The sequence below is a fragment of the Caballeronia sordidicola genome, from assembly GCF_000729995.1.
Taxonomy (GTDB): Bacteria; Pseudomonadota; Gammaproteobacteria; order Burkholderiales; family Burkholderiaceae; genus Caballeronia; species Caballeronia sordidicola_A.
Window position 1 is genome coordinate 11,713 of the sequence record NZ_JNFG01000199.1, and the last position, 23,533, is coordinate 35,245.

17 protein-coding genes are annotated in these 23,533 nt (G+C 59.5%); 14 read left to right on the forward strand and 3 right to left on the reverse strand.

Annotated features, from left to right (window positions below):
• Nucleotides 1–295: 295 nt before the first annotated feature.
• The 3 genes from FH08_RS0134870 (at nucleotide 296) to FH08_RS0134885 (ending at nucleotide 4,411) form a co-directional block, all read left to right on the forward strand.
• Entirely contained in the window at nucleotides 296–1,513 is a 1,218-nt protein-coding gene (locus FH08_RS0134870; RefSeq protein ID WP_031362769.1) for a glycosyltransferase, read from the forward strand.
• Nucleotides 1,514–1,988: 475 nt separating this feature from the next.
• Complete coding sequence (locus FH08_RS0134875; RefSeq protein WP_235210597.1) at nucleotides 1,989–3,083, forward strand: glycosyltransferase family 9 protein; 1,095 nt, start codon at nucleotides 1,989–1,991, stop codon at nucleotides 3,081–3,083.
• Between the two features lie 359 nt (nucleotides 3,084–3,442).
• Nucleotides 3,443–4,411 (forward strand): transposase, encoded by a 969-nt coding sequence (locus FH08_RS0134885; RefSeq protein WP_051888763.1) that lies wholly within the window; start codon nucleotides 3,443–3,445, stop codon nucleotides 4,409–4,411.
• Between the two features lie 97 nt (nucleotides 4,412–4,508).
• On the opposite strand, the gene FH08_RS0134890 is transcribed toward FH08_RS0134885, so the two are convergent.
• On the reverse strand, nucleotides 4,509–6,014 hold the full coding sequence (locus tag FH08_RS0134890) for a mannose-1-phosphate guanylyltransferase/mannose-6-phosphate isomerase (RefSeq protein ID WP_031362773.1): 1,506 nt from the start codon (nucleotides 6,012–6,014) through the stop codon (nucleotides 4,509–4,511).
• 549 nt (nucleotides 6,015–6,563) lie between these two features.
• Between FH08_RS0134890 and FH08_RS0134895 the strand changes: the two genes are divergently transcribed.
• The 10 genes from FH08_RS0134895 to FH08_RS0134940 all read left to right on the forward strand — a co-directional run bounded on the left by FH08_RS0134895 (nucleotide 6,564) and on the right by FH08_RS0134940 (nucleotide 19,619).
• Nucleotides 6,564–7,934 carry an undecaprenyl-phosphate glucose phosphotransferase gene (locus tag FH08_RS0134895; protein ID WP_031362774.1) on the forward strand — a complete coding sequence of 457 codons (1,371 nt, stop codon included), beginning with the start codon at nucleotides 6,564–6,566 and terminating at the stop codon, nucleotides 7,932–7,934.
• A gap of 39 nt (nucleotides 7,935–7,973) precedes the next feature.
• A complete protein-coding gene (locus FH08_RS0134900; protein WP_031362775.1) occupies nucleotides 7,974–9,365 on the forward strand; it encodes a UDP-glucose dehydrogenase family protein in 1,392 nt (463 codons plus the stop codon).
• A gap of 118 nt (nucleotides 9,366–9,483) precedes the next feature.
• Nucleotides 9,484–9,939 carry a low molecular weight protein-tyrosine-phosphatase gene (locus FH08_RS0134905; protein WP_031362776.1) on the forward strand — a complete coding sequence of 152 codons (456 nt, stop codon included), beginning with the start codon at nucleotides 9,484–9,486 and terminating at the stop codon, nucleotides 9,937–9,939.
• A complete protein-coding gene (locus FH08_RS0134910; protein WP_031362777.1) occupies nucleotides 9,933–11,108 on the forward strand; it encodes a polysaccharide biosynthesis/export family protein in 1,176 nt (391 codons plus the stop codon). The genes FH08_RS0134905 and FH08_RS0134910 overlap by 7 nt, the downstream gene beginning before the upstream one ends.
• A gap of 43 nt (nucleotides 11,109–11,151) precedes the next feature.
• Nucleotides 11,152–13,377 (forward strand): polysaccharide biosynthesis tyrosine autokinase, encoded by a 2,226-nt coding sequence (locus FH08_RS0134915; protein ID WP_031362778.1) that lies wholly within the window; start codon nucleotides 11,152–11,154, stop codon nucleotides 13,375–13,377.
• An 18-nt stretch (nucleotides 13,378–13,395) separates the two neighbouring features.
• Nucleotides 13,396–14,400, forward strand: a complete 1,005-nt coding sequence (locus tag FH08_RS0134920; RefSeq protein ID WP_051888764.1) for a glycosyltransferase family 2 protein — start codon at nucleotides 13,396–13,398, stop codon at nucleotides 14,398–14,400.
• Nucleotides 14,401–14,456: 56 nt separating this feature from the next.
• On the forward strand, nucleotides 14,457–15,599 hold the full coding sequence (locus FH08_RS0134925) for a glycosyltransferase (protein WP_031362780.1): 1,143 nt from the start codon (nucleotides 14,457–14,459) through the stop codon (nucleotides 15,597–15,599).
• 3 nt (nucleotides 15,600–15,602) lie between these two features.
• Nucleotides 15,603–17,132 carry a glucose-6-phosphate isomerase gene (locus FH08_RS0134930; protein WP_031362781.1) on the forward strand — a complete coding sequence of 510 codons (1,530 nt, stop codon included), beginning with the start codon at nucleotides 15,603–15,605 and terminating at the stop codon, nucleotides 17,130–17,132.
• On the forward strand, nucleotides 17,129–18,406 hold the full coding sequence (locus FH08_RS0134935; protein WP_051888765.1) for a glycosyltransferase family 4 protein: 1,278 nt from the start codon (nucleotides 17,129–17,131) through the stop codon (nucleotides 18,404–18,406). The genes FH08_RS0134930 and FH08_RS0134935 overlap by 4 nt, the downstream gene beginning before the upstream one ends.
• A 52-nt stretch (nucleotides 18,407–18,458) precedes the next feature.
• Complete coding sequence (locus FH08_RS0134940) at nucleotides 18,459–19,619, forward strand: glycosyltransferase family 4 protein (protein ID WP_031362783.1); 1,161 nt, start codon at nucleotides 18,459–18,461, stop codon at nucleotides 19,617–19,619.
• 1,125 nt (nucleotides 19,620–20,744) lie between these two features.
• Here FH08_RS0134940 and FH08_RS0134945 read toward each other — a convergent pair.
• A complete protein-coding gene (locus tag FH08_RS0134945) occupies nucleotides 20,745–21,785 on the reverse strand; it encodes an ABC transporter substrate-binding protein (RefSeq protein WP_031362784.1) in 1,041 nt (346 codons plus the stop codon).
• Nucleotides 21,786–22,330: 545 nt separating this feature from the next.
• On the opposite strand from FH08_RS0134945, the gene FH08_RS49755 reads away from it, so the two are divergent.
• On the forward strand, nucleotides 22,331–22,591 hold the full coding sequence (locus FH08_RS49755) for a hypothetical protein (RefSeq protein ID WP_152602998.1): 261 nt from the start codon (nucleotides 22,331–22,333) through the stop codon (nucleotides 22,589–22,591).
• Here FH08_RS49755 and FH08_RS48875 read toward each other — a convergent pair.
• Nucleotides 22,562–23,434 (reverse strand): substrate-binding periplasmic protein, encoded by an 873-nt coding sequence (locus tag FH08_RS48875; protein WP_051888767.1) that lies wholly within the window; start codon nucleotides 23,432–23,434, stop codon nucleotides 22,562–22,564. The two genes, FH08_RS49755 and FH08_RS48875, sit on opposite strands and share 30 nt — an antisense overlap.
• Nucleotides 23,435–23,533: the final 99 nt, after the last annotated feature.

Consider the following 23,533-nt stretch of genomic DNA (forward strand, 5'->3'; position numbering starts at 1 on the left):
GTACAAATGCTTGGGTTCTACCCTCGAATTGTGAGCCTGATTGTAGGCGCCCGTTGTTGGCGGGCTCGGTGCGCTGCACAACATTGTATGGACGAAACGAAATTTGCAAGGTCAGAGCATTGTCCTGCTTGCAGCAGGGTCCGCATGTGTGCCATCGAACAGTGCCCTCCGGGGCGCTGCGGTTTAATCGATACGGTAAGCAATGTTTGTGCTCGCAGTTTGCATCCGCTTCAAGCGCTATGTGCGATGTGGCGAACGCGCCGGACGGATTCACCGCGCGCGAAAGTGAGAAATCGTGAAAGTAGCAATTGTCCATGACTGGCTGGTGACCGCCGGAAGCGCCGGAAGCGCCGGAAGGGTTCCCGAAAGGGTTCCCGAACAGGTCCTACGGTCCATGCTGGAATGTTTTCCACAAGCAGACATCTTTACCATCGTTGATTTTCTGGAAGATCGCTCGTTCCTCAAAAACCGGCAGGCGTACACCTCGTTCATCCAGAAGCTCCCGTTCGCGCGCGCGCGATACATGAACTATCTGGCGCTGATGCCTCTTGCGATAGAACAATTCGATCTATTGGCCTACGATCTCGTCCTCTCGAGTTCGCGTGCGTTCGCCAAGGGAGTACTGGTCGGCCCGGACCAGTTGCATGTCAGCTACGTGCATTCGTCCCTCCGCCATGCCCGGGAGTTTCAGCACCCGAACTTGAAGAAATCCAGGTTCGCGTCAGGCCTGAAATCGGTCTTTGTGCGCATGCTGCTGCACTATATGCGTGCGTGGGACGCGCGTTCGGCCAATGGCGTCGATCATCTGATTGCTAATTCGCGTTACAGTTCGCGGCGGATTCAGCAGGCTTACCAACGAGACTCGACGGTGATCTATCCCCCGGTCGACGTTAGCGGGTTATCGGTCGGCATACATAAGCAGGACTTCTACGTAACGGCGTCGAACATGGTCCCGCACAAGCGTATCGATCTGATCGTAAAGGCGTTCTCACGGACACCGGAGCGACGCCTTGTCGTGATCGGCGACGGCTCTGATATGGCCAGCATCAAGGCTGCTGCGGGGCCTAATGTAGAGATCTTGGGGTACCAACCGTTCGATGTGCTGCACGATCACTTGCAGCGCGCTCGTGCGTTTGTGTTTGCGGCCGAGGAGGATTTCGACATTTCAATCGTCGAAGCCCAGGCGTGCGGCACACCGGTCATCGCGTTCGGCAAGGGTGGCGCGCTGGAGTCGATCATCGGCTTGCCGGACGAGCGGCCGACAGGTGTATTTTTCAGGGAACAAACGATCGAGTCCCTGATCTGCGCCGTTGACACGTTCGAGCAGCATTCGGACCGCTTCAATTCGACATTTTGCCGCGAAAACGCCGAGCGCTTCTCTGCTGGGAATTTTAAGGCGGCGCTCTGCACGTTCGTGGAAGTTCGGTTGGCGAGCTTCCGCTCGGAAGCTGCGCTTTCGAGCACCCAGCCACCGTCGGTTCGTGCAAGGCTACAGTGGCGGCGGCCGTCGTGAGAAGGAACCGTTTGGCCTCAATGACCACCGTAGTACTGCAGTCGAAGATACAAGGTGCGTGTCGACAGCAAACCCGGGTCGTCGATCCGCGCCCTCGCGGGTGTGTCGGGAACGATGAGCGCGACTGTGTCGTCAAGCAATAGAACCGTTTCTTTTGGGGCAGCGCGCAAGCCAAGCAAAAATCGAAATATAAAAAGTCAGGCACTGTGGTTCGATGCGTATGGACTTTACCCGGCGAAAGAGTTGTCGCCGGGAGCCCTCCTGCGGTGTATCTGGTTTCGTCCGACAGTGATTGAATCGCGGTCGTGCTGGCGTGGCAAAGCGTTTGCGCCGTTTAATGCTCGGCATGTATGCTTCCGTCAATGAAAAACAGGTGTGTTAAAGCAGGCGGCCAAGGCAAATCCACGCGAAAGCAGCCACCCTGCATGGCGTCCGCAACCTCGAGGTCCACACGGATGAGTCCATACGAAGTGTCATGGCTATCGGCTCGGGCGTTCGCATCCCAGGCGACGCGCCAGGAGCGCCGCGGATGGTGCTAGACGAAGTCTCAGCGCTGACGAATGCGGGTTCGCTGCTCTCCCCGGGCGGCGAGATTGTGGCGTCGTACGATCTGGAGGTGACCAATACGCCCGCTCTCGGATATCGCGCGCTCGGGCTGTCCAATGACATCAACAATGCCGCATTGAGCCCATTCAGTCCTGACTATGCTTCGGTATCGCGGGTACACGTGATTAATGGCATGGGTGTGACACTCGGCGATTCAGTCATTGGCCTTACCGCTCTTACTGCCATCAAGGCGCGATTTCCGCACATTACCTTCACGATTTATCGACCGGTTCACGCGCCTGGCTATGTAAAGCGTCTCTACAAGCTGGCCGCACCGCTATTGGGTTCCGTGATCGATTTACCCGTGAATCTCGACACACTCCCTTACACAGAGTTACGTATCGACTTAGGTAATCATTTATTCTGGCCAAAGTTTGCCACGCTGCCGATGATCGATTTTTTTATCGATGCTATGGGGATAGAGGCTGACGACGTCCCGTCCACAGACAAGCGCAATCACTGGCTGCAGAAATTGGCGCTGCCCCAGCCTGAGGGACCTGAGGGACTAAAGGGCGATTACATATTGCTGTGCCCGGCTGCAAGTACCCCCGTGCGTAGCATCCCGGAGTCTGTGCGTAGCGATCTTGTCGAAGCCCTATGGCAGCGTTTCGGGCTCCCCATAGTGGGTTTTGGGGACATCGATCATATGCTTTACACTGACGTCACCTCGCGAGCGCCCGACACGGCAGATTTTCTCGCATGGATCAAGCACGCCGCTTATCTGGTGACGCCAGACACAGCGGCCGTTCATATAGCTGCCGGCTTTGATATTCCGACAACGGCGTTCTTCACTACCATCGCACCAGATTTGCGGGTGCGGGACTATCCCCGCTGCAAGGCTGTCTTCTTGCCCGTTCCTGAATTGGAAGGCATACAGGCCAGTAACCGGGCATCAGATGTGGAGCGGATCGAACGCGCTTATCGAGCGCTAAAGATAGACGCGGATTTTTATGGATTTACTTAACAACTTCGCTTAATTCTTCAATCGATTAATCGGAACAAATTACCTGTATATGTAAGAATTATTTCTAATAACATTCCCTGAAAATCTACTGTTTTGTCATATTCGGGCAAACCATTAGGGTGGTATGCTTCCTGCAATAATCTTCATACGCAAGGGTTAGAGTGGATTGTGCGCCGCTTTGGAACCTGTTTTGCACCAGCTAGCGGATTTGATGCAGATTACATGCACCATCTTGTCGTTTTCGGCAAACGTTTGCGAACAGCAGGAACTTCTTGATTCATCCGTTTGCGGGCAGAAAAAAACGCCTGCTACGCTTGGTTCGACGATCGCAGCGCAGTTCGGCTGCATGGAGCAACGCAATGTTCTTTGATGAACTCAGTAATGAAGAGTGGGCACTGGTTGTCGGCCTCGTGACCGAAGGTGAAGTCCGTGAACACCGCCGGGGCCGTCCGCGTGCGCACCCGCGGACCATAGTGAATGCCGTGCTGTGGATTCTCACCACCGGCGAAACCTGGTCGAAGCTGCCCAGTCACTATCCGACCGTGCCCACCTGCCGCCGTCGTTTCAACGACTGGCAAATGAACGGCACGCTGCTCGAAATGGTGACGCGGCTCGCATCGCGTGGCCGGTCCTTCGCCATCGTGCCGTCCACGCCGACTGAAGCGCCGCCACGCCAGACCCAGCCCGCCTACGAATGCGATCGGCTGCGCGGCGTGTTCTGGCAGAACCCGGAGTCGTGGGGTGATTCTGACGGAAACGGCGCGAACGCGGTGGACGCGCTGTTCACTACCGTCCCGCGCCGGATCGCTGAAGCGCACGACGTTGCGCGCGCCAATGCGCCCACGCCGTTGTCGCCAAGCCGGGCGGCCATGGCCTCTTCGGCGTTGCGTTCGCTGCAGCACGAACCCTCGGACGCACGGCCCCATTCCGTCGATCCCTTGCCAATGGCCTTCGAGCCCGACTGCGCCCCCGTGCATGACGGCCATGGTTACGCCATCTACGCCATCGCGCGGCCGGTAGCGGGCAGCATGTTCCGCGGCTGGGCCGAAATCGTGAAGGACGGCCGTCGGGTGGAGCGTTCCGGCCTGATCGGTCCGCGCTACGAGGACCCCACGGATGCGGCGGAGTACGCGCTCGAATGGTCCCGCAGATGGATCGCGGCGCAATCTACCCGCATCACCCATTCCGTGCAAAGCGCCGCGGACGCGCCGCATCGTGCAGCGCCCGTCGACAATGCGGCCAGCCACGCGCAGAAAGATCCGAAGCATGAACGTGCTGCAGCGCCGGAACAGGCTGAAGTTCGGCGCTATGCGGACGTGCAAGGTTAACGCTGGATAGTGCACGGGACCACGTCTCTTCGGGTTTGAATGCTGTTGACTCGAAACGCTGTGCGGGGCATGTGTATCACGCCCCGCACAGCGTTTTTTATTGCCGGCCGTACTTGTCGTCGAAACGGACAATATCGTCTTCGCCCAAATAGGTGCCCGATTGCACCTCGATCATTTCAAGCGGCATCTTGCCCGGGTTCTCGAGCCGGTGCTGCACGCCGATCGGGATGTAGGTGGACTCGTTTTCCGCGAGAATAAACGTCTCGGTGCCACGCGTGACAAGCGCGGTACCCCGCACCACGATCCAGTGCTCGGCGCGGTGATGATGCATTTGCAATGACAGCCGCGCGCCCGGTTTCACCACGATCCGCTTGACCTGGAAACGCTCGCCGTTATCGATGGAATCGTAGTGGCCCCACGGCCGATGCACCTTGCGATGATCAGCGGCCTCCTTGCCTTGCTCTGCCTTGATGCGCGCGACGATCGCCTTGACGTCCTGCACGCTCTCCTTGTCCGCAACGAGAATGGCATCCGCCGTTTCCACGATCACCAGGTTATGCGTTCCCACGCACGCGATCAGCCGGCCCTCGGAATGCGCGTATGTGGATGACGCCCCCTGAAACATCACGCGGCCGCGCGCGACGTTTTCTTCGCTGTCCTTAGGCAGGATCTTCCAGATCGCGTCCCACGAGCCCACATCTGACCAGCCCGCGTTCAACGGTACGACGGCACCCGAGCAGACGCTCTGGTCGTTGGCCAGCTGCTCCATCACGGCGTAGTCGATGGAGTCCGACGGCGAGGCAGCGAACGCTTCTTTGTCGAGGCGGAAGAAATCGCCGTCGTGCGTGCCGGCGTCGCAGGCGGCGCGGCAGGCAGCGTGGATGGCAGGCTGGAAGTGCTCGATGGCCTTGAGCCACACCGAAGCGCGCACGATAAAAATACCCGCGTTCCACCAGTATTCGCCGGAGCTGACATACTGGCGCGCGAGTTCGAGATGCGGTTTCTCCACGAACTTCTCGAGTTGCCATGCACCCGAGCTAAGCATCTGCTGGCCAACCTTGATGTACCCGTAGCCGGTTTCTGCATGCGTCGGCACGATACACATGGTGACGATCGCACCGTCCTGCGCGCACTTGGCGCCTGCTCCAATAGCCTTGTGAAACGATTCGGTATCCGTAACAACATGATCTGCGGGCATGACTACGAGGATAGCGTCCTCGCCGTCCGCCATCGCGTGCATGGCAGCGACAGTCAGCGCGGGCGCCGTATTGCGCGCAAGCGGCTCAAGGACGAGACGGGCGCGCTTGCCACCGGCTCGCAATTGGTCGGCAGTCGTAAAGCGATGATCTTCTCCGCACACGATGATTGCGTCGTCAATACGCGCAGTGCCGTAGGTCAGGCCATCCAGACGCCGTGCGGTGGATTGCAGCAGTGACTGGTCACCGATCAAACCAATCAACTGCTTGGGGAAGTGCTCGCGCGACATGGGCCACAGGCGTGTGCCCGCGCCGCCGGCCAGGATGACCGGCTGGATCCTGAGCTTGATTTCAGTGGAGGCAGGCGTGAGTGGAGTGGTGTTAAGTGTCGTGTCGAGAGCGGTCATGACGAGGGGAGCTCCTTGAGCTTGATCGGGTATTACAATTTTTATCACGTACTAAATGGCTGATAAATCAAAAAACAGAAAAATAATCACTCGATATACTCAAGTCGGTAATTTGGTGCTTAAAAAGTAACGAGAATAGATGATTGAATTTTTTTCTTACTTTTCTGGAATTTTTTCTCGAAAATTAATTGCCTAAAATTCGGCGGAATGCCTTTGCCAGCAAGGTGTTTAGCGATCAGTAACAATCTGAAAAAAATTCAACAAAGCATCGCCTGTAGACTGCTGTCGTGGTCTTGATGTGGCCTGATCGTGGGCATGCAGTGGCTTTCAAACTGCTTCGTGACAAAAATAAATACGCGCAAAAACGCGAATTAAACCGCGCATTATTTTGCGGTTGCAGCATGAATTTAATTCCAGCCTCATACGGGTATGTACCAAGGCGCCGGGCGCTCTCGTTTCTCCGCATTTGCTTGCTGTTTGCTCCAGGCGAATGCGTGACGCTGAAGCGGGACCCGAGCAGACCGTGTCTTCCCACCCGAGGTGTCTTACATGTTGAGCGTGCTTTCGAGAATGATCGACATTGCGATGGTAGCGCTGGGTGCGCTGCTGGCCGCGTCGTTGCACGCGGGAAATGCCGTCTGGCTCGACGACATGCAAAGCACGCTGCTCGCGTTTAATTGCGTGCTGGTGATCATGACGTTCCCGTCATTCGGAATATACAAGTCGTGGCGCGGCAAGCCCGTGTATGACCTGCTGTGGCGCGTGACGCTGGCATGGCTGATGGTGGAAGGCGCGGGCGTGCTGCTGACCTTCAGCGTGCATCGTGCAGATTTGTTGTCGCGTTTGTGGCTGCTGTATTGGGGCGTCGCCGCGGCGGCCTTGCTGATGCTCTCGAAGGCTGTTGTGCACGCGACGCTCAAGTTGATCCGCCGCGAGGGTTTTAACCAGAAGGCGGTCGCCATCGTGGGCGCGGCGCCTTATGGGGAGTTCCTGATCGAACAGATGCGCAGCCGTCCCGAAGCGGGTTTCAGCCCGGTCTATGTGTTCGACGAAAGCTTCCCGGAGCTCACCCTTGCCGGCGTGCCGGTAAGTCGTGATCTGGGTGACCTCACGCAGCTGGTGCGTAGACGTGCGATTCGCGAGCTGTGGCTCGCCCTGCCGATCTCGCAGGAGCGGACCATCCACAAGCTCGTCACGGAGTTTCGCGACGACTTCGTGAATATCCGCTTCATACCGGACGTGCGCAGCCTGTCGTTCTTCAACCATGCGGTTGTCGATCTGCTCGGTGTGCCGGCCATCAACCTGGCTGCGTCGCCGATCACGGACCTCAAGGTGCTGCCGAAGCGCGTGTTCGACCGCCTATTCGCAGCAGGCGTGCTGCTGTGCCTCGCGCCGTTGCTGATCGTGCTGGCGGTGGCCGTGAAGATGTCCTCGCCGGGACCGGTGTTCTTCAAGCAGAAGAGGAAAGGTATCGACGGTTACGAGTTCGAGATCTACAAGTTTCGTTCGATGAAGGTGCACAAGGAAACCAGCGGTCATGTCACGCAGGCGAAGAAGGGCGACAAGCGCGTGACACGCGTAGGCGCCTTCCTGCGCAGAACCAGCCTGGACGAGTTGCCGCAGTTCATCAATGTGTTGAGAGGGGAGATGTCGGTGGTCGGTCCACGTCCCCATGCGCTCGAACACGACGACATCTACAAGGACCTCGTGAAGGGGTACATGTACCGGTATCGCATCAAACCCGGTATCACCGGCTGGGCGCAAGTGAATGGCTTTCGCGGTGAGACGGATCGTATCGAAAAGATGATGGGGCGCGTGAAGCTCGATCTGTACTACATGCAGCACTGGACCTTCGGCCTCGACATGAAGATTGTTGCAATGACTTTGTGGAAGGGCTTCGCCGGTGTCAACGCTTACTAAGAATGCTTTGAATAATTTGCCAACCCTGGAGCGCGTGCTATGAAACTCACCATCATTGGAAGCGGCTATGTAGGCCTCGTGACGGGCGCGTGTCTGGCCGACATCGGTAACGACGTGCTGTGCCTCGATCTCGACGAGCGCAAGATTGCGATCCTGAACGGCGGCGGCGTGCCGATCCATGAGCCGGGTCTGCAGGAGGTCATCGCGCGTAATCGCGCTGCCGGACGCCTCAGCTTTTCCACCGATGTCCAGGCCGCCGTTGAACACGGCGAAGTGCTGTTCATTGCGGTAGGCACGCCCTCCGACGAGGATGGTTCCGCCGACCTTCAGTACGTGCTTGCGGCGGCGCGCGATATCGGCCGTTATATGAACAACTTCAAGGTGATTGTCGACAAATCGACAGTGCCTGTCGGCACCGCGCGTCGCGTGAAGGCAGCGATCGATCAGGAACTCGCCACGCGTGGCGTGCAGCATATGTTCTCCGTTGTATCGAACCCGGAGTTCCTGAAGGAAGGCGCGGCGATTGACGACTTCACGCGGCCCGACCGGATTGTTCTGGGCTGCGACGACGACGTACCCGGTGAACGCGCCCGCGAACGCATGAAGAGACTGTATTCGCCGTTCAACCGTAATCACGAACGCACGCTTTACATGGACGTGCGCTCGGCGGAATTCACCAAGTACGCGGCCAACGCCATGCTCGCCACGCGTATCTCGTTCATGAACGAGCTCGCGAATTTCGCGGATCGCGTGGGTGCGGATATTGAGGCGGTGCGTCGCGGTATCGGCTCCGATCCGCGCATTGGCTACGACTTCCTGTATGCGGGTTGCGGCTATGGCGGCTCGTGTTTTCCGAAGGACGTGCGTTCGCTGATCCAGACAGCGGGCGAGTATGACGAGCAGATGGAAATTTTGAAGGCGGTGACGTCGGTGAACGAGGCGCAAAAACAAACCCTCGCCAACAAGATCGTGGCTCGCTTAGGCGATGATCTGCGCGGCAAGAAGTTCGCGCTGTGGGGCCTCGCGTTCAAGCCGAATACCGACGACATGCGCGATGCCCCGAGCCGTGTGCTGATCGCGGCACTGCTGGAACGCGGCGCGTCGATCAGCGCCTACGATCCGGTCGCAACAGACGAAGCACGCCGCGTGATTGCGCTCGATCTGAGCGACACGCCGGCGCTGCTCGCTCGCCTGACCTACGCGAACGATCACACAGAAGCACTCGATAACGCCGACGCATTGATCATCGTGACGGAGTGGAAGGTGTTCAAGAGCCCGGACTTCGACGGCATGAAACGCCGCCTGAAGACCCCGCTGATTTTTGACGGCCGCAATCTCTACGAGCCGGAAACCATGAGCGAGATCGGCGTGGAGTATCACGCGATCGGACGTGGTGTACGGCAATCGGTGAAGGCGCCGGCCACGGCTTGAGCCAACTGGCACGCCCAGCTGTTCAATAAAAACGAAATCGACACACCCACGCGCTGCGAGCGCGGCATCGGTTGAGGGACCCGATGCCGCGACTGCGCCGTTTTAACGGATACAACCCATGTTTCGACGCGTCTTGATTGTCTGCCATGCGAACGTCTGCCGAAGCCCTGCCGCGGAAATGCTGTTCCGCGCGCATGCCGGCAAGCTAGCGGGTCAAGACGCAAGACGCTCGATCGAATTCCGCTCTGCCGGCCTCTTTGCCAAAGAAGGCCGTGACATCGATCCAACGATGTACCGCTTGCTGGCGGAGCGCGATGTCGATCCATCGGGACACTCCGCGCGCCGGCTCGACGAGTCCATGGCGCGCGCAGCCGAGTTGATTCTCGTGCCCGAAAGGCAGCAAATTGCCGCGATTGAACAGATGGCGCCGCACACACGCGGCAAGGTCCATCTGCTCGGCAAGTGGGAAGACTCTGAAGTGGCCGATCCGTACGGCGGCCACGAAGTTGCCTATCGCGAGAGCTTCGGGCTAATTGAACGTCTGGTCCAGGGATGGCTGAATAAAATATGGTGAACCGGTCTCTAGCTTTATCTGTTTCCGTGGTCTTTTCGCTGACGACTTTTTTGTCGGCATGTGGCGCCTTGCCAGGTTACAACCTGGACACGTCGCGCCTGAACGATTCCGACCCCGCGCCGACCGCGACCTATCCCGTGCACCTGATCACGGCGGACGTGATCATGCAGCAGAACCGGCCGGGTCCGGCAGCGGCGCTGCCGCCCACGCGTTTTGCAGATCCTGCGCAATACGTGTATCGCCTGGCGCCGCAGGACGTGGTCGGCATCACGATCTGGGATCACCCGGAGCTGACCACGCAGCAGGGGCAGACCATGTCGGCGGGCGGCAACACCACGCAAACGATCGCCGGCGCGCTCGCGCAGCCGTACACCACTGCGTTGCCCGGACAGGCCGATCCGTTCGGGCAGACGGTCGCGCCTGACGGGTCGATCTACTTCCCGTTCGTCGGCAAGATACACGTTGCGGGCAAAACGGCCGGCGAGATGCGCGATCAGCTCGCAGCGGGTTTGTCGCCGTATCTGAAGAAGCCGCAAGTCGATGTTCGCGTGCTTGCGTATCGCAGCCAGAAGGTTTCAGTGACCGGCGAGGTGAAGACGCCTGGACCGCTCGCGATGAGCGATGTGCCGCTCACGCTGGTCGATGCAATCGCACGCTCGGGCGGCACGAACGCCGACGCCGATCTGCAGCGCGTGCGTCTCACGCGCAACGGCAAACTCTACGTTCTCGACGCCGACGGCGTGCTTGATCGTGGCGAGATTTCGCAGAATGTGATGCTGCAGTCGGGTGACATCGTGAACGTGCCGGATCGTACCGACAGCCGCGTGTTCGTGATGGGCGAAGTCAAGACGCCGCTGCCTGTTTCCATGTTGAAAGGCCGCCTGACGATCGCCGATGCGCTGACGCAAGCCGGCGGCATCCTGGATACCGACGCGAACGCACGGGCAATCTACGTGGTGCGCGGCGCGCGTGACAAGCCGGCAACGCCCGAGATCTACCGGCTCGATCTGACGCAACCGGATTCGCTGCTGCTGTCCGCGCAATTCCAGCTTCACCCGCTCGACGTGGTGTACGTGGGCACGGCCGGCGCCGTCCAGTTCAACCGTATGGTCAACCAGGTTCTGCCGACCTTGCAGACACTCTTCTACCTGAAGGAACTGACGCGATGAACGCTTTTCTGATCGTCGAATGCCTCAAACCAACCGGGGTTGAATCGTGAGCACGCCAGCACATTCCTATCAGGGCAAGACCGAAGAAGAGGACGTCGTCCTCGGGCAGTTGCTGCAGGTGGTCCTCGACGACATCTGGTGGATGATCGGTACCGCGGTGTTCATCATTCTCGCCGCGGCCGCTTACTGCTACGTCGCGAAGCCGGTCTATTCCGCCGACGCGCACGTTCGTGTGGAGCAGTCCGACAACACGTCGCAAGCGCTCACGCAGACGCAGACGGGCGCAACCATCGGCAATTCGTCGGGCGCGCTGCCGACCGACGCCGAGATCGAGATGATCAAGAGCCGGGGTGTGGTCGCACCGGTCATCGAGCAGTGCAAGCTCAACTTCTCGGTGAGCCCGGTGACCATACCGGTGCTTGGCAGCATTGCTGCACGGCTCGCCACGCCGGGAGTACCGGGCAAGCCTTGGCTCGGCATGACGTCGTATGCGTGGGGCGGCGAAGAGGCCATGGTCGATTCAATTGAAGTGGTCCAGGCGCTGGAAGGCGTGAAGATGACCATGACGGCGCTCGGCAACAACCGCTACTCGCTGGCGACGCCTGAAGGTGTGCCGTTGCTCGAAGGCCGTGTGGGTGAGATGGCGAAGGGCAATGGCGTATCCATCAATGTCACGAAACTGGTGGCGCGTCCCGGTACGCGCTTCGAGGTGTTACGGGCCAACGACCTCGATGCCATCGCCGCCTTTCAGTCGGGCATTACGGTCGTCGAGCAAGGCAAGTCGACCGGCGTGATCCAGATCTCGCTCGAGAACGGCGACCCCGCACGTGCTGCTGAAATTGCGAATGCACTAGCTAATTCGTATTTGCTCCAGCACATTGAAAGCAAGCAGGCCGATGCGGAAAAAATGCTCGCGTTCCTGAAGAGCGAACAACCGCGGCTGAAGGGTGACCTCGAGCATGCGGAAGCCGCGCTGACGGAATATCAAAGCAAGTCCGGTTCGATCAACGCTAGCGACGAAGCGAAAGTTTACCTCGAAGGCAGCATCACTTACGAAGCGCAGATTTCCGCGTTGAAGCTTCAGATGGCAACGTTGGACCAGCGCTTCGAAAGCGGCCATCCGGCGCTCATCGTCGCGCAGCAGCAGCTGAGCCAACTGGAGGCTGAACGTGCGCGCTTCAGCGAGCGCTTCAAGAATCTTCCGGCATCCGAAGTAAAAGCGGTGTCGCTGCAACGCGATGCGAAGGTGGCCGAAGACATCTACGTGCTGCTGCTCAATCGCGTGCAGGAACTGTCGGTGCAGAAGGCGGGGACGGGCGGCAACGTGCATATCGTCGATGCCGCGCTGCGCCCGGGTGCACCGGTCAAGCCGAAGAAATTCCTGATCATGTCGGCGGCCGTGATTCTCGGGCTGATCCTCGGGACTGGCCTCGTGTTCCTGCGCCGCGCCATGTTCAATGGCATTGTGGATCCGGACAAGGTCGAGCGCCTGGCAGGGTTGCCGCTGGTCGGCCTCATTCCCATGAGCACGGAGCAGGTGAAGCTTGATGCGGAAGCGAAGCGCACGGAGCGTGATCGAGACCGTGTCTCACCCATTCTCGCGACCATGCGTCCGAACGATGTCTGCGTGGAAATCATGCGCAGCCTGCGCACGTCGCTGCAGTTCACGCTGATGGAAGCGCGCAATCATACGGTGATGCTGACGGGCCCGGCGTCGGGTGTCGGCAAGAGCTTTCTCGCCGTGAACCTCGCTGTGTTGCTTGCGGCGTCGGGCAAGAAGGTGCTGCTGATCGACGGCGATATGCGACGCGGCAAGCTGGAACGTTCGTTTGGTCTGGAGCGTGCGAACGGCCTGGCGGAATTGCTTGCCGGCACGATCGGACTCGAGCAGGCCATCCGCACCACGCGCACGCCGTTCTTGAGTTTCATGCCGGCGGGCAAGCGTCCGGAGAATCCGTCGGAGCTGTTGATGTCGCCGCGCCTGCAGCAATATCTTGATGGCCTGGGGCGTGTGTACGACGTGGTTTTCATCGATACCCCGCCGGTGCTTGCTGTCACGGATGCATCGATTATCGGCAAGCTTTCGGGGACCAACTTCCTCGTGATGCGCTCCGGTGCGCACAACGAAATGGAGATCTCCGATGCCATCCGGCGCTTGCGTTCGGCGGGCATTCCGCTGCATGGCGCAATCATGAACGGCATGCCGGCACGTTCGCGTGGTTATAGCCGCGGACACTATGCAGCGGTTGAAGACTACTTGAATGTTTGAACGCGAGCGGAGCGCTGCATGACATCGACCTCGACCCTTACCATCTCCGTGATGGTGCCGACCTATCGTCGTCCCGCCGACCTGAAGCGTTGCCTCGACGCGCTGCGTGCCCAGGCTCGCCCGGCGGATGAAGTGCTGGTCGTCGCGCGTCCCGAAGACGACGCGACACATCGCGCGCTCGAAACAGAACTGGCCGCGAACAATCCCTTCGAATTGCGCGTCATAGAGACGGGGCTTGGCGGGCAGGTCGCGGCGCTGAACCGCGGGCTTGATGCGGCACGCGGCGACATCATCGCGATCACTGACGACGACGCCGCGCCGCGCGTCGACTGGCTGGCGCGAATTGATCAAGCCTTTAGCAATGATCAAACGCTGGGTGCGCTTGGCGGCCGTGACTGGGTGTTCGAACGCGGGGCACTGCTCGATGGCGAGCGTTCGGAAGTCGGCGTGATCCGGCGTACCGGCAAGATCTGTGGCAACCATCATCTGGGTGTGGGTGCGCCGCGAACGGTCTTGATGTTGAAGGGCGCAAACATGATTTATCGACGCTCGGCAGTGGGCGGATTGCGTTTCGATACCCGTCTGCGCGGCAAGGGCGCGCAACACGGCAACGACCTCTCGTTTAGCCTGAGCGTGCAGCGCACGGGCTGGAAGATGGTCTACGATCCGCGCGTTGCAGTCGACCATTTCCCCGCCGAACGTTTCGACGACAACGGCCGTGATGTCCAAACGCTGGGCGCGCTCTCGGACACCGCGTACAACGTGCATCTGGTGCTGCGAGAGCATCTGGGTCCGCTCGCGCGGCATGTGGCGTGGTACTGGTACGCCGCCATCGGCACCCGCGCGATGCCCGGCTTCGTGCATGTCCTGCTCGCGCTTGCACGCACCCGCGATGCAGCCTGCTGGACGCGTTACCGTGCGATGCGTCGGGGTGCTCGCGACGCCCGCCGCGACGCGCAGCACGAGCCCGCAGCCTATGCGCTTGCCATGCGCGGCCGTACCGACGGCGCCACAGCCGCATGAGCCGCGTAGCGCGGGTCAGGAACCCACAACATCACGGCGACGCGGAGGTTTCCCGTATGCAACCGACCAAGGTCAATGTGCATTTGTTCTATGGCGCGGACCCGCGGTTTTATCGCAAAGGGGAGAACATCGGCTGCCTGTACGGTTATCACCACGCAGAGTCTCCTGAACTCACGCTGACGTATTCGCGCGACAAGCCCGAGAATAAATTCGTGCGGCTCGCACGGCGTGGATTGAAGGAGGTGCTCGGCTTCGACTTCATTCATACGTGGCGCAATCGCGAGGAAATTCTGAACGCCGATGTCGTCTGGACGCATACCGAGGCCGAGCATTTATCGGCGGCATTGCTGCTGCGTTTGAAGGGCCGCGCTCGAGGCAATCCGATGTTGCTCGCGCAAAGCGTGTGGCTCGTCGACAAGTGGGCGGGTTTCGGTGCGCTCAGGAAGTGGGTCTACAAGAAGCTGCTCGCCCGTGCCGATGTCCTCACTACGCACGCGAGCGAGAACGCGCAAATGGCGCGTGGATATTTCAAGCGCGATGTGGAGCAGGTGTTCTACGGTATCAACCCGGTTGACTTTCCATTGCAGGAGCCGACCGCCTGGCAACCGCATACGCCGGTGCGAATCGCGGCAATCGGCAACGATCGCGATCGCGACTGGGAGTCGCTGGTCCAGGCGTTCCGGCAGAATCCGGCGCATGAAGTGCGGATTGCGACGCGTCGACGGGTATCGAAGGCGCTGCATGCCGGCAACGTGAAGATCGCTCCGGCGTTCGGCCTGAAAGCGGCGCGTGAACTGTATGACTGGGCCGACGTTATCGTGGTGCCGCTGCGTCCGAACTCACACGTGTCGGGCATAACCGTCGTGCTCGAAGCGGTGGCGCTGGGCAAGCCCGTGATCGTCTCCGATGTCGGGTCCTTGCGCGATTACTTCGGACCTGAGCATGTGTTCTACGTACCACCGCACGATGTTCCTGCGTTGCAACGCACGCTCGCCACCATAGTCGCCAATCCCGCACTCGCACTCCAACGTGCACAGGCGGCGAGCCGTCACTTCGCTGCACGCGATTACACGACGCGCCAGTTCGCGCTGCAGCATGTCCGCATCACGCAGGAGTTCATGAGGAAGCGGCACATGGACGTACCGGCGCGCGCTTCAGAAACCGCGCTGCATGTCGCGCCTCAACGCCGGGTGAATTGATCCATGAGCACACCGGCAGCTGCGCGTACGCCGAAGTATCTGGCCGATCTGATCGAGAACGGTGGCAAGCCCCTGCGCGCCGGTTTTCTTGGCCTGTTTCGCGACGAGCCCAAACATTGGGTGCCGCAAACCGGCTTCTGGATGTTCACGCTGCTGCTTATCCTTGCGCATCAGGGAACGGCGCTGACGTACGGGTTCCCGGCTATGGCGACGGCTGTCGGCTTATGGCTGTACTTCAAGAGTCCGGCGCGTTACATCGGCTTCGTCTGGTGGCAGTGGTTTCTCGGTCCCGAAGTGCGCAGGCTGGCGGATTTCGCCAAGGGCGGTTTCACGGCCACGAGCCTGATCCAGGTAGCGCCCGTGGTCGTGACCATGATCTGCGGCTTGACGGTGGTTCGGCACTACAAAGTGCTGGCTGAGCGGCGTGGCCTGCCGTTCCTCCTGATCTTCATGGGTCTCGCCTACGCGTACCTGATCGGCGTGATGTCCAACGGCCCGATGGCGGCCACCTATGACCTCGCTGCGTGGCTGTATCCGGTGCTGATCGGCTTTCACATCATGGTCCATGCCCGCGACTATCCGAAGTACCGCCAGGCGATCCTCGACACGTTCATCTGGGGCATGCTGTTCATGGGCGGCTATGGTCTCGTGCAGTTCTTCCTGATGCCCGCCTGGGACGCCATGTGGATGATTGGCTCGCAGATGGCGTCGCAAGGCGACCCGGTCCGGCTCGGCGTGCGGGTGTTCAGCACCATGAATTCATCGGGCCCGTTCGCGCTCGCCATGATGGCCGCGCTCACCTTCACCATGGCCGGCACGCAAAGCGTGCGCTGGGTCGCGGGCGGCCTCGGATTCATCTCGTTCGGCCTGTGCATGGTCCGCTCGACATGGGGCGGCTGGGTCATCGCGATGCTGCTGCAACTACTCAAGGCAAGCAACAAGGTGCGGGTGCGGATCCTGGTCGGCGCAGTGGTGCTGGCGGGACTTTCCGTACCGCTGCTCACCTTCGGGCCGATAGCCGACAAGATGGCCACGCGCTTGCAGTCCATCACCAATCTCAGCGATGACAACAGCTACGCCGCGCGCAACGAGTTCTACGCGTCGTTCGCTAAAACGGCTTTCACCGATGTCTCCGGCGAAGGGTTCGGCGCCACCGGTTCATCGACGAAACTCTCCACCTCCAACGGCGATCTCGGTAAATACGGCAGCTTCGACAGTGGCGTGATGAACGTGCCGTTTGTGCTCGGATGGCCTGGTTCGCTGATGTATCTGGCCGGCCTGGGCTTGCTGCTCGCACGTTCGTTCCGGGCTTCTTTTTCGCTGCGCGACGACAAATACGCGCAGGCTTCCTTAAGCGTTGCGTTTGCGATCGTCGGCATGCTGGTGTTCACGAACACGTTCACGTCTATCGGCGGAATGATCCTTTACATGGGCCTTTGCTCGGTCCTCGCGGCGCGCCATCATCAGCGGCTTGCGCGCCGCCGGGAGCAAGCGCTCTTTGCACACACTCTCCCTGAAAAGGCACTCCGATGAGAATCGCCATCGTCACTCATGTCGTGCGTCACAACGATGGGCAAGGCCGCGTGAACTACGAGATCGCGCGCGCTGCATTGGCGGAAGGCCATCAGGTCACGCTGCTGGCATCGCACGTGGCGCCGGAACTTGCTTCCGAGGCGCGCTTGCGATGGGTCGCGATCAAGGTCGGACGTTTCTGGCCGACCAAGCTTTTCAAGCAGCAGATCTTCGCGTTGAAGACGGGGTTGTGGCTTAAGTCGCACAAGAAGGAATACGACGTCCTGCATGTGAACGGGTTTATATCGTGGGCCAAGGCCGACGTGAATACCGCGCACTTCGTGCATGGCGGCTGGCTGCGCAGTCCGTACTATCCGTTCAAGTTGACCGGCGGCTTGTGGTCCGCCTACCAGGTGTTGTATAGCCGCGTGAATGCGCGGCTTGAACACTGGGCGTATCAGCGTTCAAAGATCATTGCGGCGGTTTCCGAGAAAGTGTCTATCGAGATTCGCGCGAATGGTGTGGCGGGCGAGCGCATCGAGGTGGTTTATAACGGCGTGGATACGAGTGCGTTCAGTGCGGCCCGGGTGAATGGTGCCGACAGAAAATCGTTTGGACTGCGAGACGATGCGTGCCTGTTGCTGTTTGTTGGTGACCTGCGCACGCCGCGCAAGAACCTGGACACGGTGCTGAAGGCGCTGGTGCAACTTCCTGCCCATGTGCAGCTGGTGGTGGCCGGTTATCTCCCGGGCAGTCCTTACCCCGATGAAGCGAAGGCGCTGGGCATTGCCGATCGCGTGCATTTCCTGGGGCTGGTGAAGAACATGCCCACGTTGATGCATTCCGTCGATGCCTTCGTTTTCCCATCGCGTTACGAAGCGATGAGCCTCTCGCTGCTGGAAGCGCTCGCGGCGGGTCTGCCGATCATTACGGCCAAGACGGCGGGTGGGGCGGAGATTATCGGCACGGACTGCGGCATTGTGCTCGACGATCCCGACGACGCCGCCGCGCTCGCGGGTGCGATCACCACGCTTGCCGATGCACCTGAGCTGCGTCGCGAAATGGGTGAAGCGTCGCGGGTGTTGGCGGATCAATTTGGCTGGGCGCGTATGGCGCGGCGGTATTTGGATCTGTATCGCGGTTTTGCGAACCAGGCCGGCGCAGCGGCTTCCGGTGAAGCGCAGGCGGAGGGCGGGGTTGCTAAAGCGGCGGCGCTGACGAACAGCGCGACGATCCGTGCCCGCCATTCGGTGCTGGCTGACATTTCAAACGAATCAAACGCATCGCCAGTATGAGCAAGTTGGCGGTTGTCGTTATTCATCAACAATTTCGATCGGGGTCGTGGATATGAGCACGCAAGCCATCAAGTCGCTGCAAATTGGAATGCACTGGTTCCCGGAGCGCGCGGGCGGTTTGGACCGTATGTATCACACGTTGGTCGGCGCGTTGCCGGGTGCGGGCGTCACGGTACGCGGCGTGGTTGCGGGATCAGCGCGGGTGGCAGCCGACACGGAGGGCGCGATTCACGGCTTTGGTCCGGCGGCGCAGTCGTTGCCGCGCCGCTTGATGGCGGCGCGCCGGGCGTTGCGGGCGTCGTTGAGCCGTGAGCGGCCCGATGTGGTCTCGTCGCACTTTGCGCTCTATACCTTCCCGGGTCTTGATGTCACGCGTGGCATTCCGCAGGTCTCGCATTTCCAGGGGCCGTGGGCGGACGAGAGCCATGTTGAGGGTGCCGATTCCATTGGTCAGCGGACCAAGCGGATGCTTGAGCAGCGGGTGTATGCGCGTTCGTCGCGGTTGATCGTATTGTCGGAGGCGTTTGGGGAGATATTGCGGACGCGTTATGCCATTCCTGCAGAGCGTATTCGGGTGGTGCCGGGATGTGTGGATGTCTCGCAGTTCAATGTTCCGATGAGCCGTTCCGATGCGCGTCGCCGGCTTCAGTTGCCGCAGGACCGGCCGGTGGTGCTTGCGGTGCGGCGACTGGTCAGGCGGATGGGGCTTGAAGATTTGATTGAAGCGATGAAGCGTGTGAAGGCTAAGCAACCGGATGTGTTGCTGTTGATCGCGGGGAAGGGGCGTCTTGCGGAGGAGTTGCAGGCGCGCATTACGGATGCGGGTCTTGACGACAATGTCCGGTTGCTGGGATTTGTGCCTGACCGTCATTTGGCGACGTTGTATCGTGCGGCGGATGTGAGTATTGTGCCGACGGTTGCGCTGGAGGGATTTGGGTTGATTACGGTGGAGTCGCTGGCGTCGGGGACGCCGGTGCTGGTGACGCCGGTGGGTGGTTTGCCGGAGGCGGTTGCACCGTTATCGGCGAATCTTGTTTTGCCGTCGACGGGGGTGGATGCTATTGCCGATGGCTTGATTGGTGCGCTGGATGGTTCGTTGGAATTGCCGACGGAGCAGGAGTGCCGGATCTATGCGCGGGAAAATTTCGATACGCCGGTGATTGCCAAGAGGGTGGCTGCGGTTTATAGCGAAGCGATCGATATAGGGCGGTGAATTTCGTTCGCACTCGGTCGGGGATGGGGGGGGTGGTGCTCAGGTTGGCAGGTTCGTGCGGTAGCGGTCGGGGTCGGTGCCGGGTTGCCAGGTTCTGGGGCTAGCGGTCGGGGTCAGTGCCGGGTTGCCAGGTTCCTGCGTTAGCGGTCTGAGTCAGTGCCGGGTTGCTGCTTTCAGTGTTAGTGGTCTGCGTGATTCGGATTTTCTCTTTATCACTATTAGCCACTGTGCGTGGCGGCACGTCATTTCTTTGTCCAAAGCGACAAAGAAACGAAGCAAAGAAAGCGCTTTCAGAACGAGGGCTCGTAAGTTGACCTAGCGTGCAGTTTCCAAGTTTTTGGCACCCCAAAAGCACGGTGCTCGCAAGAGCGACGGATGTGTGAACCCCTCCTTCTCGCGAATTCTTACACGCACACGCTTCGCCCCGTACGCTCTCGGGCAAGCACTACTTGTCCAGGATGCGGCACGGCCTAACGCGCATTTTTTGCTTCATTTCTTGATGTATTGGTATCGTGATCCGGACAGTTATTTCCGTGGGTCAGGCTTACGGCATCACGTGTATTGCCGCTTCATTTTAGTGAGTTGATTGCGCGGGCTGGACGGTCATTTCGTTGGTGGAAGCCTCGCACATTTCGGCAACCTTGTTTCTTGGTGGGTTGGCTATGTAGTTCGTGGTCCGTACAAATTTGGTGGATGGTTATCCGCGGATAGCGCGGGGTGAACCTTGGGCAGGTTCAATCACTGGTGGCGAAGCGTGTGGGTATCCGTGTTCGGAGAAAGAGGGGTTCAAACATTGGTGGTTCTGGCGAGCACCGTGCTTTTGGGGTGCCAAAAACGTGGAGGCTGCACGCTAGGTCAACTTATGAGCCCTCGTTCTGAAAGCGCTTTCTTTGCTTCGTTTCTTTGTCGCTTTGGACAAAGAAATGACGTGCCGCCACGCACAGTGGCTAATAGTGATAAAGAGAAAATCCGAATCACGCAGACCGCTAAGGCCGAAAGCAGCAACCCGGCACTGAATCCGACCGCTAACGCAGGAACCTAGCAACCCGGCATCACCCCCGACCACTACCCCCAGGAACCGACCACCCCAGCGCAACCCTAACCCCCGAGTGCGAACGAACACCCTCATTGCATAAACTTGAGCCACCGCGCCTTAGCCTGAATACCTGGCTCCGACGCCCACCACTCCTCCGACATCAGCGCCTGCCTACCCGCATTCTCCGGCGAACTTGGCAATTCACTCGCCCGCTTGGCAGTAATCTTACCGGTCTTGAAAGCCGCCGGATTCCCCGGCCCATAGTCGATATAAAGCGGCAAGTTAGCCTGCAATTCCGGTGACACCGCCGCGTTCACGAACTGGATCGCCGCCGGCAGATTCGGCGCATTCTTCAGGATGCACAACTGCGTGTTTTGCAGGATGCCGTCGTTGTAAGTAAAAGCCACATCCGGAGTGTCCTTTTGCACGGCGCTTGCGCGGCCGTTCCAGATCATCTCCATGTCTACCTCGCCGTCATGCAGCAATTGCGCCGACTGGCCGCCCGACGTCCACCAGACCGTAATGTCAGGCTTGATCTGCTGAAGCTTCTTGAAAGCCCGGTCTACATCGAGCGGATAAAGCTTGTCACGCGGCACGCCGTCGGCAAGCAACGCGGCTTCGAGCACCGTCTGCGGATCGTTGCGAAGCGCACGCGTTCCGGGGAACGCCTTCACATTCCAGAAATCCGCCCAGCTTTGCGGAACCTTCTTGAGCGACTTCTTGTTGTAGCCAATCACCGTTGAATAGAACTCGTAAGCAACCGAATAAGGCGTTCGGTATTGCTCCGGCATGGCGGCCGCGTTCGGCAGTTTGGAAAAATCCAGCTTCTCCAGCAGGCCTTCACGGCCGCCGCGCAAACAATTCGACGTTGGGGTATCCACTACGTCCCAGATCGGTTTTCCGGTCGCACCTTGGGCCTTGATCGCCGGCCATGCGTCAGGGATGCTGTCCTGATTGACCGTGATTCCGAGTAGCTTCGCAGCAGGATCCAGAATGGCCTTGGTCTGGGCTTCCTGATAACTGCCGCCTTGCGACACGAAGGTGATCTGTCCCGCGGCAAAAGCGGGACCAGTCGAAGCAAGACCAATTAGCAGCGACAGTGCGACGGGGCGAAGCGACAGGGTTCTCATCGACGGCGGTCCTGATGGTTGAGTGATTCGGCTGCGGAGAATGGAGTGACATTCGGAGTGACATTCGGCGTGACATTCGGAGCCGCATGCGGCTTGCCCGCTGGGACAAGGTTTGCCGCGCGATCAATGTAATGTCTTTATCGTGCCATGCGGTTCATCCGGACCCGCACGCTCAAGCGATCGCTGTTGCAATGCAAGGCAAGGCGCATACGGCTGGCATGGGGAAAATATAGGGGGCCATTTTTGAGGAGGCAATGCCGCAATTGTTTGAGTACCCATAACATGGGGTAATGATCGGCCGGGCACGCATCGCTCCGGTCGGGATTTCCCTAGATCGCGAGCAGCGCTTTTTCAGCGATATTCGTGGCTTTCCCGATTTCTAAATTCGGGCTTCTGCTTTACGATCGAACAATCCAGGACTCCTTGCCCTTCACTATGCTGCGATGAGCGCCGATTCTTTCGACCCCAAGCCTGCCGCCGACCAAATAGACGCTATCTGCATGCGCCTGTTCGATTCGTGGTGCGATACGAGAAACGTCATCTCGTTGACCTTCCTGCTGCGTTGCTGGCCGATGATCAGCATGGATGCGGTTTCGCTCAGGCAACTTTGCAATACCTTGGGCGAGCTTCAGGAATCGCATGGCAACGCGTTGGCTAAGGGGCAGGCGGAACTGCTGGTCGAACTAAAACAACGTATTGACGACTTGCAGGTGCATGGCGCGGACGATCGCGCGATTATTCGCCACAGCCGCGATCGCGCATGGGCCACCTCGAAGTTACTGCGGCTTTGCAGGATCGAACCATAGCGCCTTGCGTCCATACGGTACCCACGAGGGTAAGTAAGGATTCTTGAGTTCGATGACAGTTCGCGTTTCCAGCTTGAGTTCGGCTAGTTGCCTGGCGAAATGACGGTTGAAGAAGGCGTCAAAACTACCGTCGCGTTCCATTTGCTCCAGCCCGTCGTTGATGCGGGCCGCAAGACGTGGATCGGATTTGCTGATGTAGAAGCATTGGGCGAATGCATACCGGATCAACAGATGCTGCTCGATCGCGAGATCGGGATAACGCGCGCGGTAGGCGGCCAGCTCTCCAGGCGCCTCAGTTACGCCGCGAGGAAACATGTCGAAGCGCCCATGCATAAGCATGAGAAACAACGATTCATAGGTATCGGCCGTCCTCACCGGGACATTGTTGTACTCGTATACGCGTACATCACCCCATAACGCACCCTGGCCGACCGAGAGCGTGCGGAATTGATCCAGCGTCTGCACCTGGGCAATTTTCTCCTGACTGCCCTTTGAAATCAGCGCGACACGGTAGCCAAGCAAACCCTTGTCGATAGGAAATGGGATGGGGATCATTCCCTCGTCCAACTCCTTATGACCCACGTCGCTGATCATGACGTTGATCCGCGTGCCCTTGATCGCTTCCAGATGCGAGCGCGCAACGGAGATCTCGTCCGTGTAAGCCTGCTCGACGTAAGGACCGTATTGCGGCGTGGTTCGCTGCAGCACTTCGGTCAGCAACTCGAATGCATACGCATAGCGGACCTTGAATTCCTCCGACTTTAGGGGTTTCACCACATCCTGCGCACACACGGTAGACGTCATCGTGAGCGCGATTAGCCATGCCATGACGGCAATACGCATGGTTGTCTCCCAAGCACTGGACGCCGGCCGGTTGCCGGCGTTCCCGACGGCCTCTGCAGCCGGCCATCCCTTTTGTTTTCTTTGAATTCCTGGTGTTAT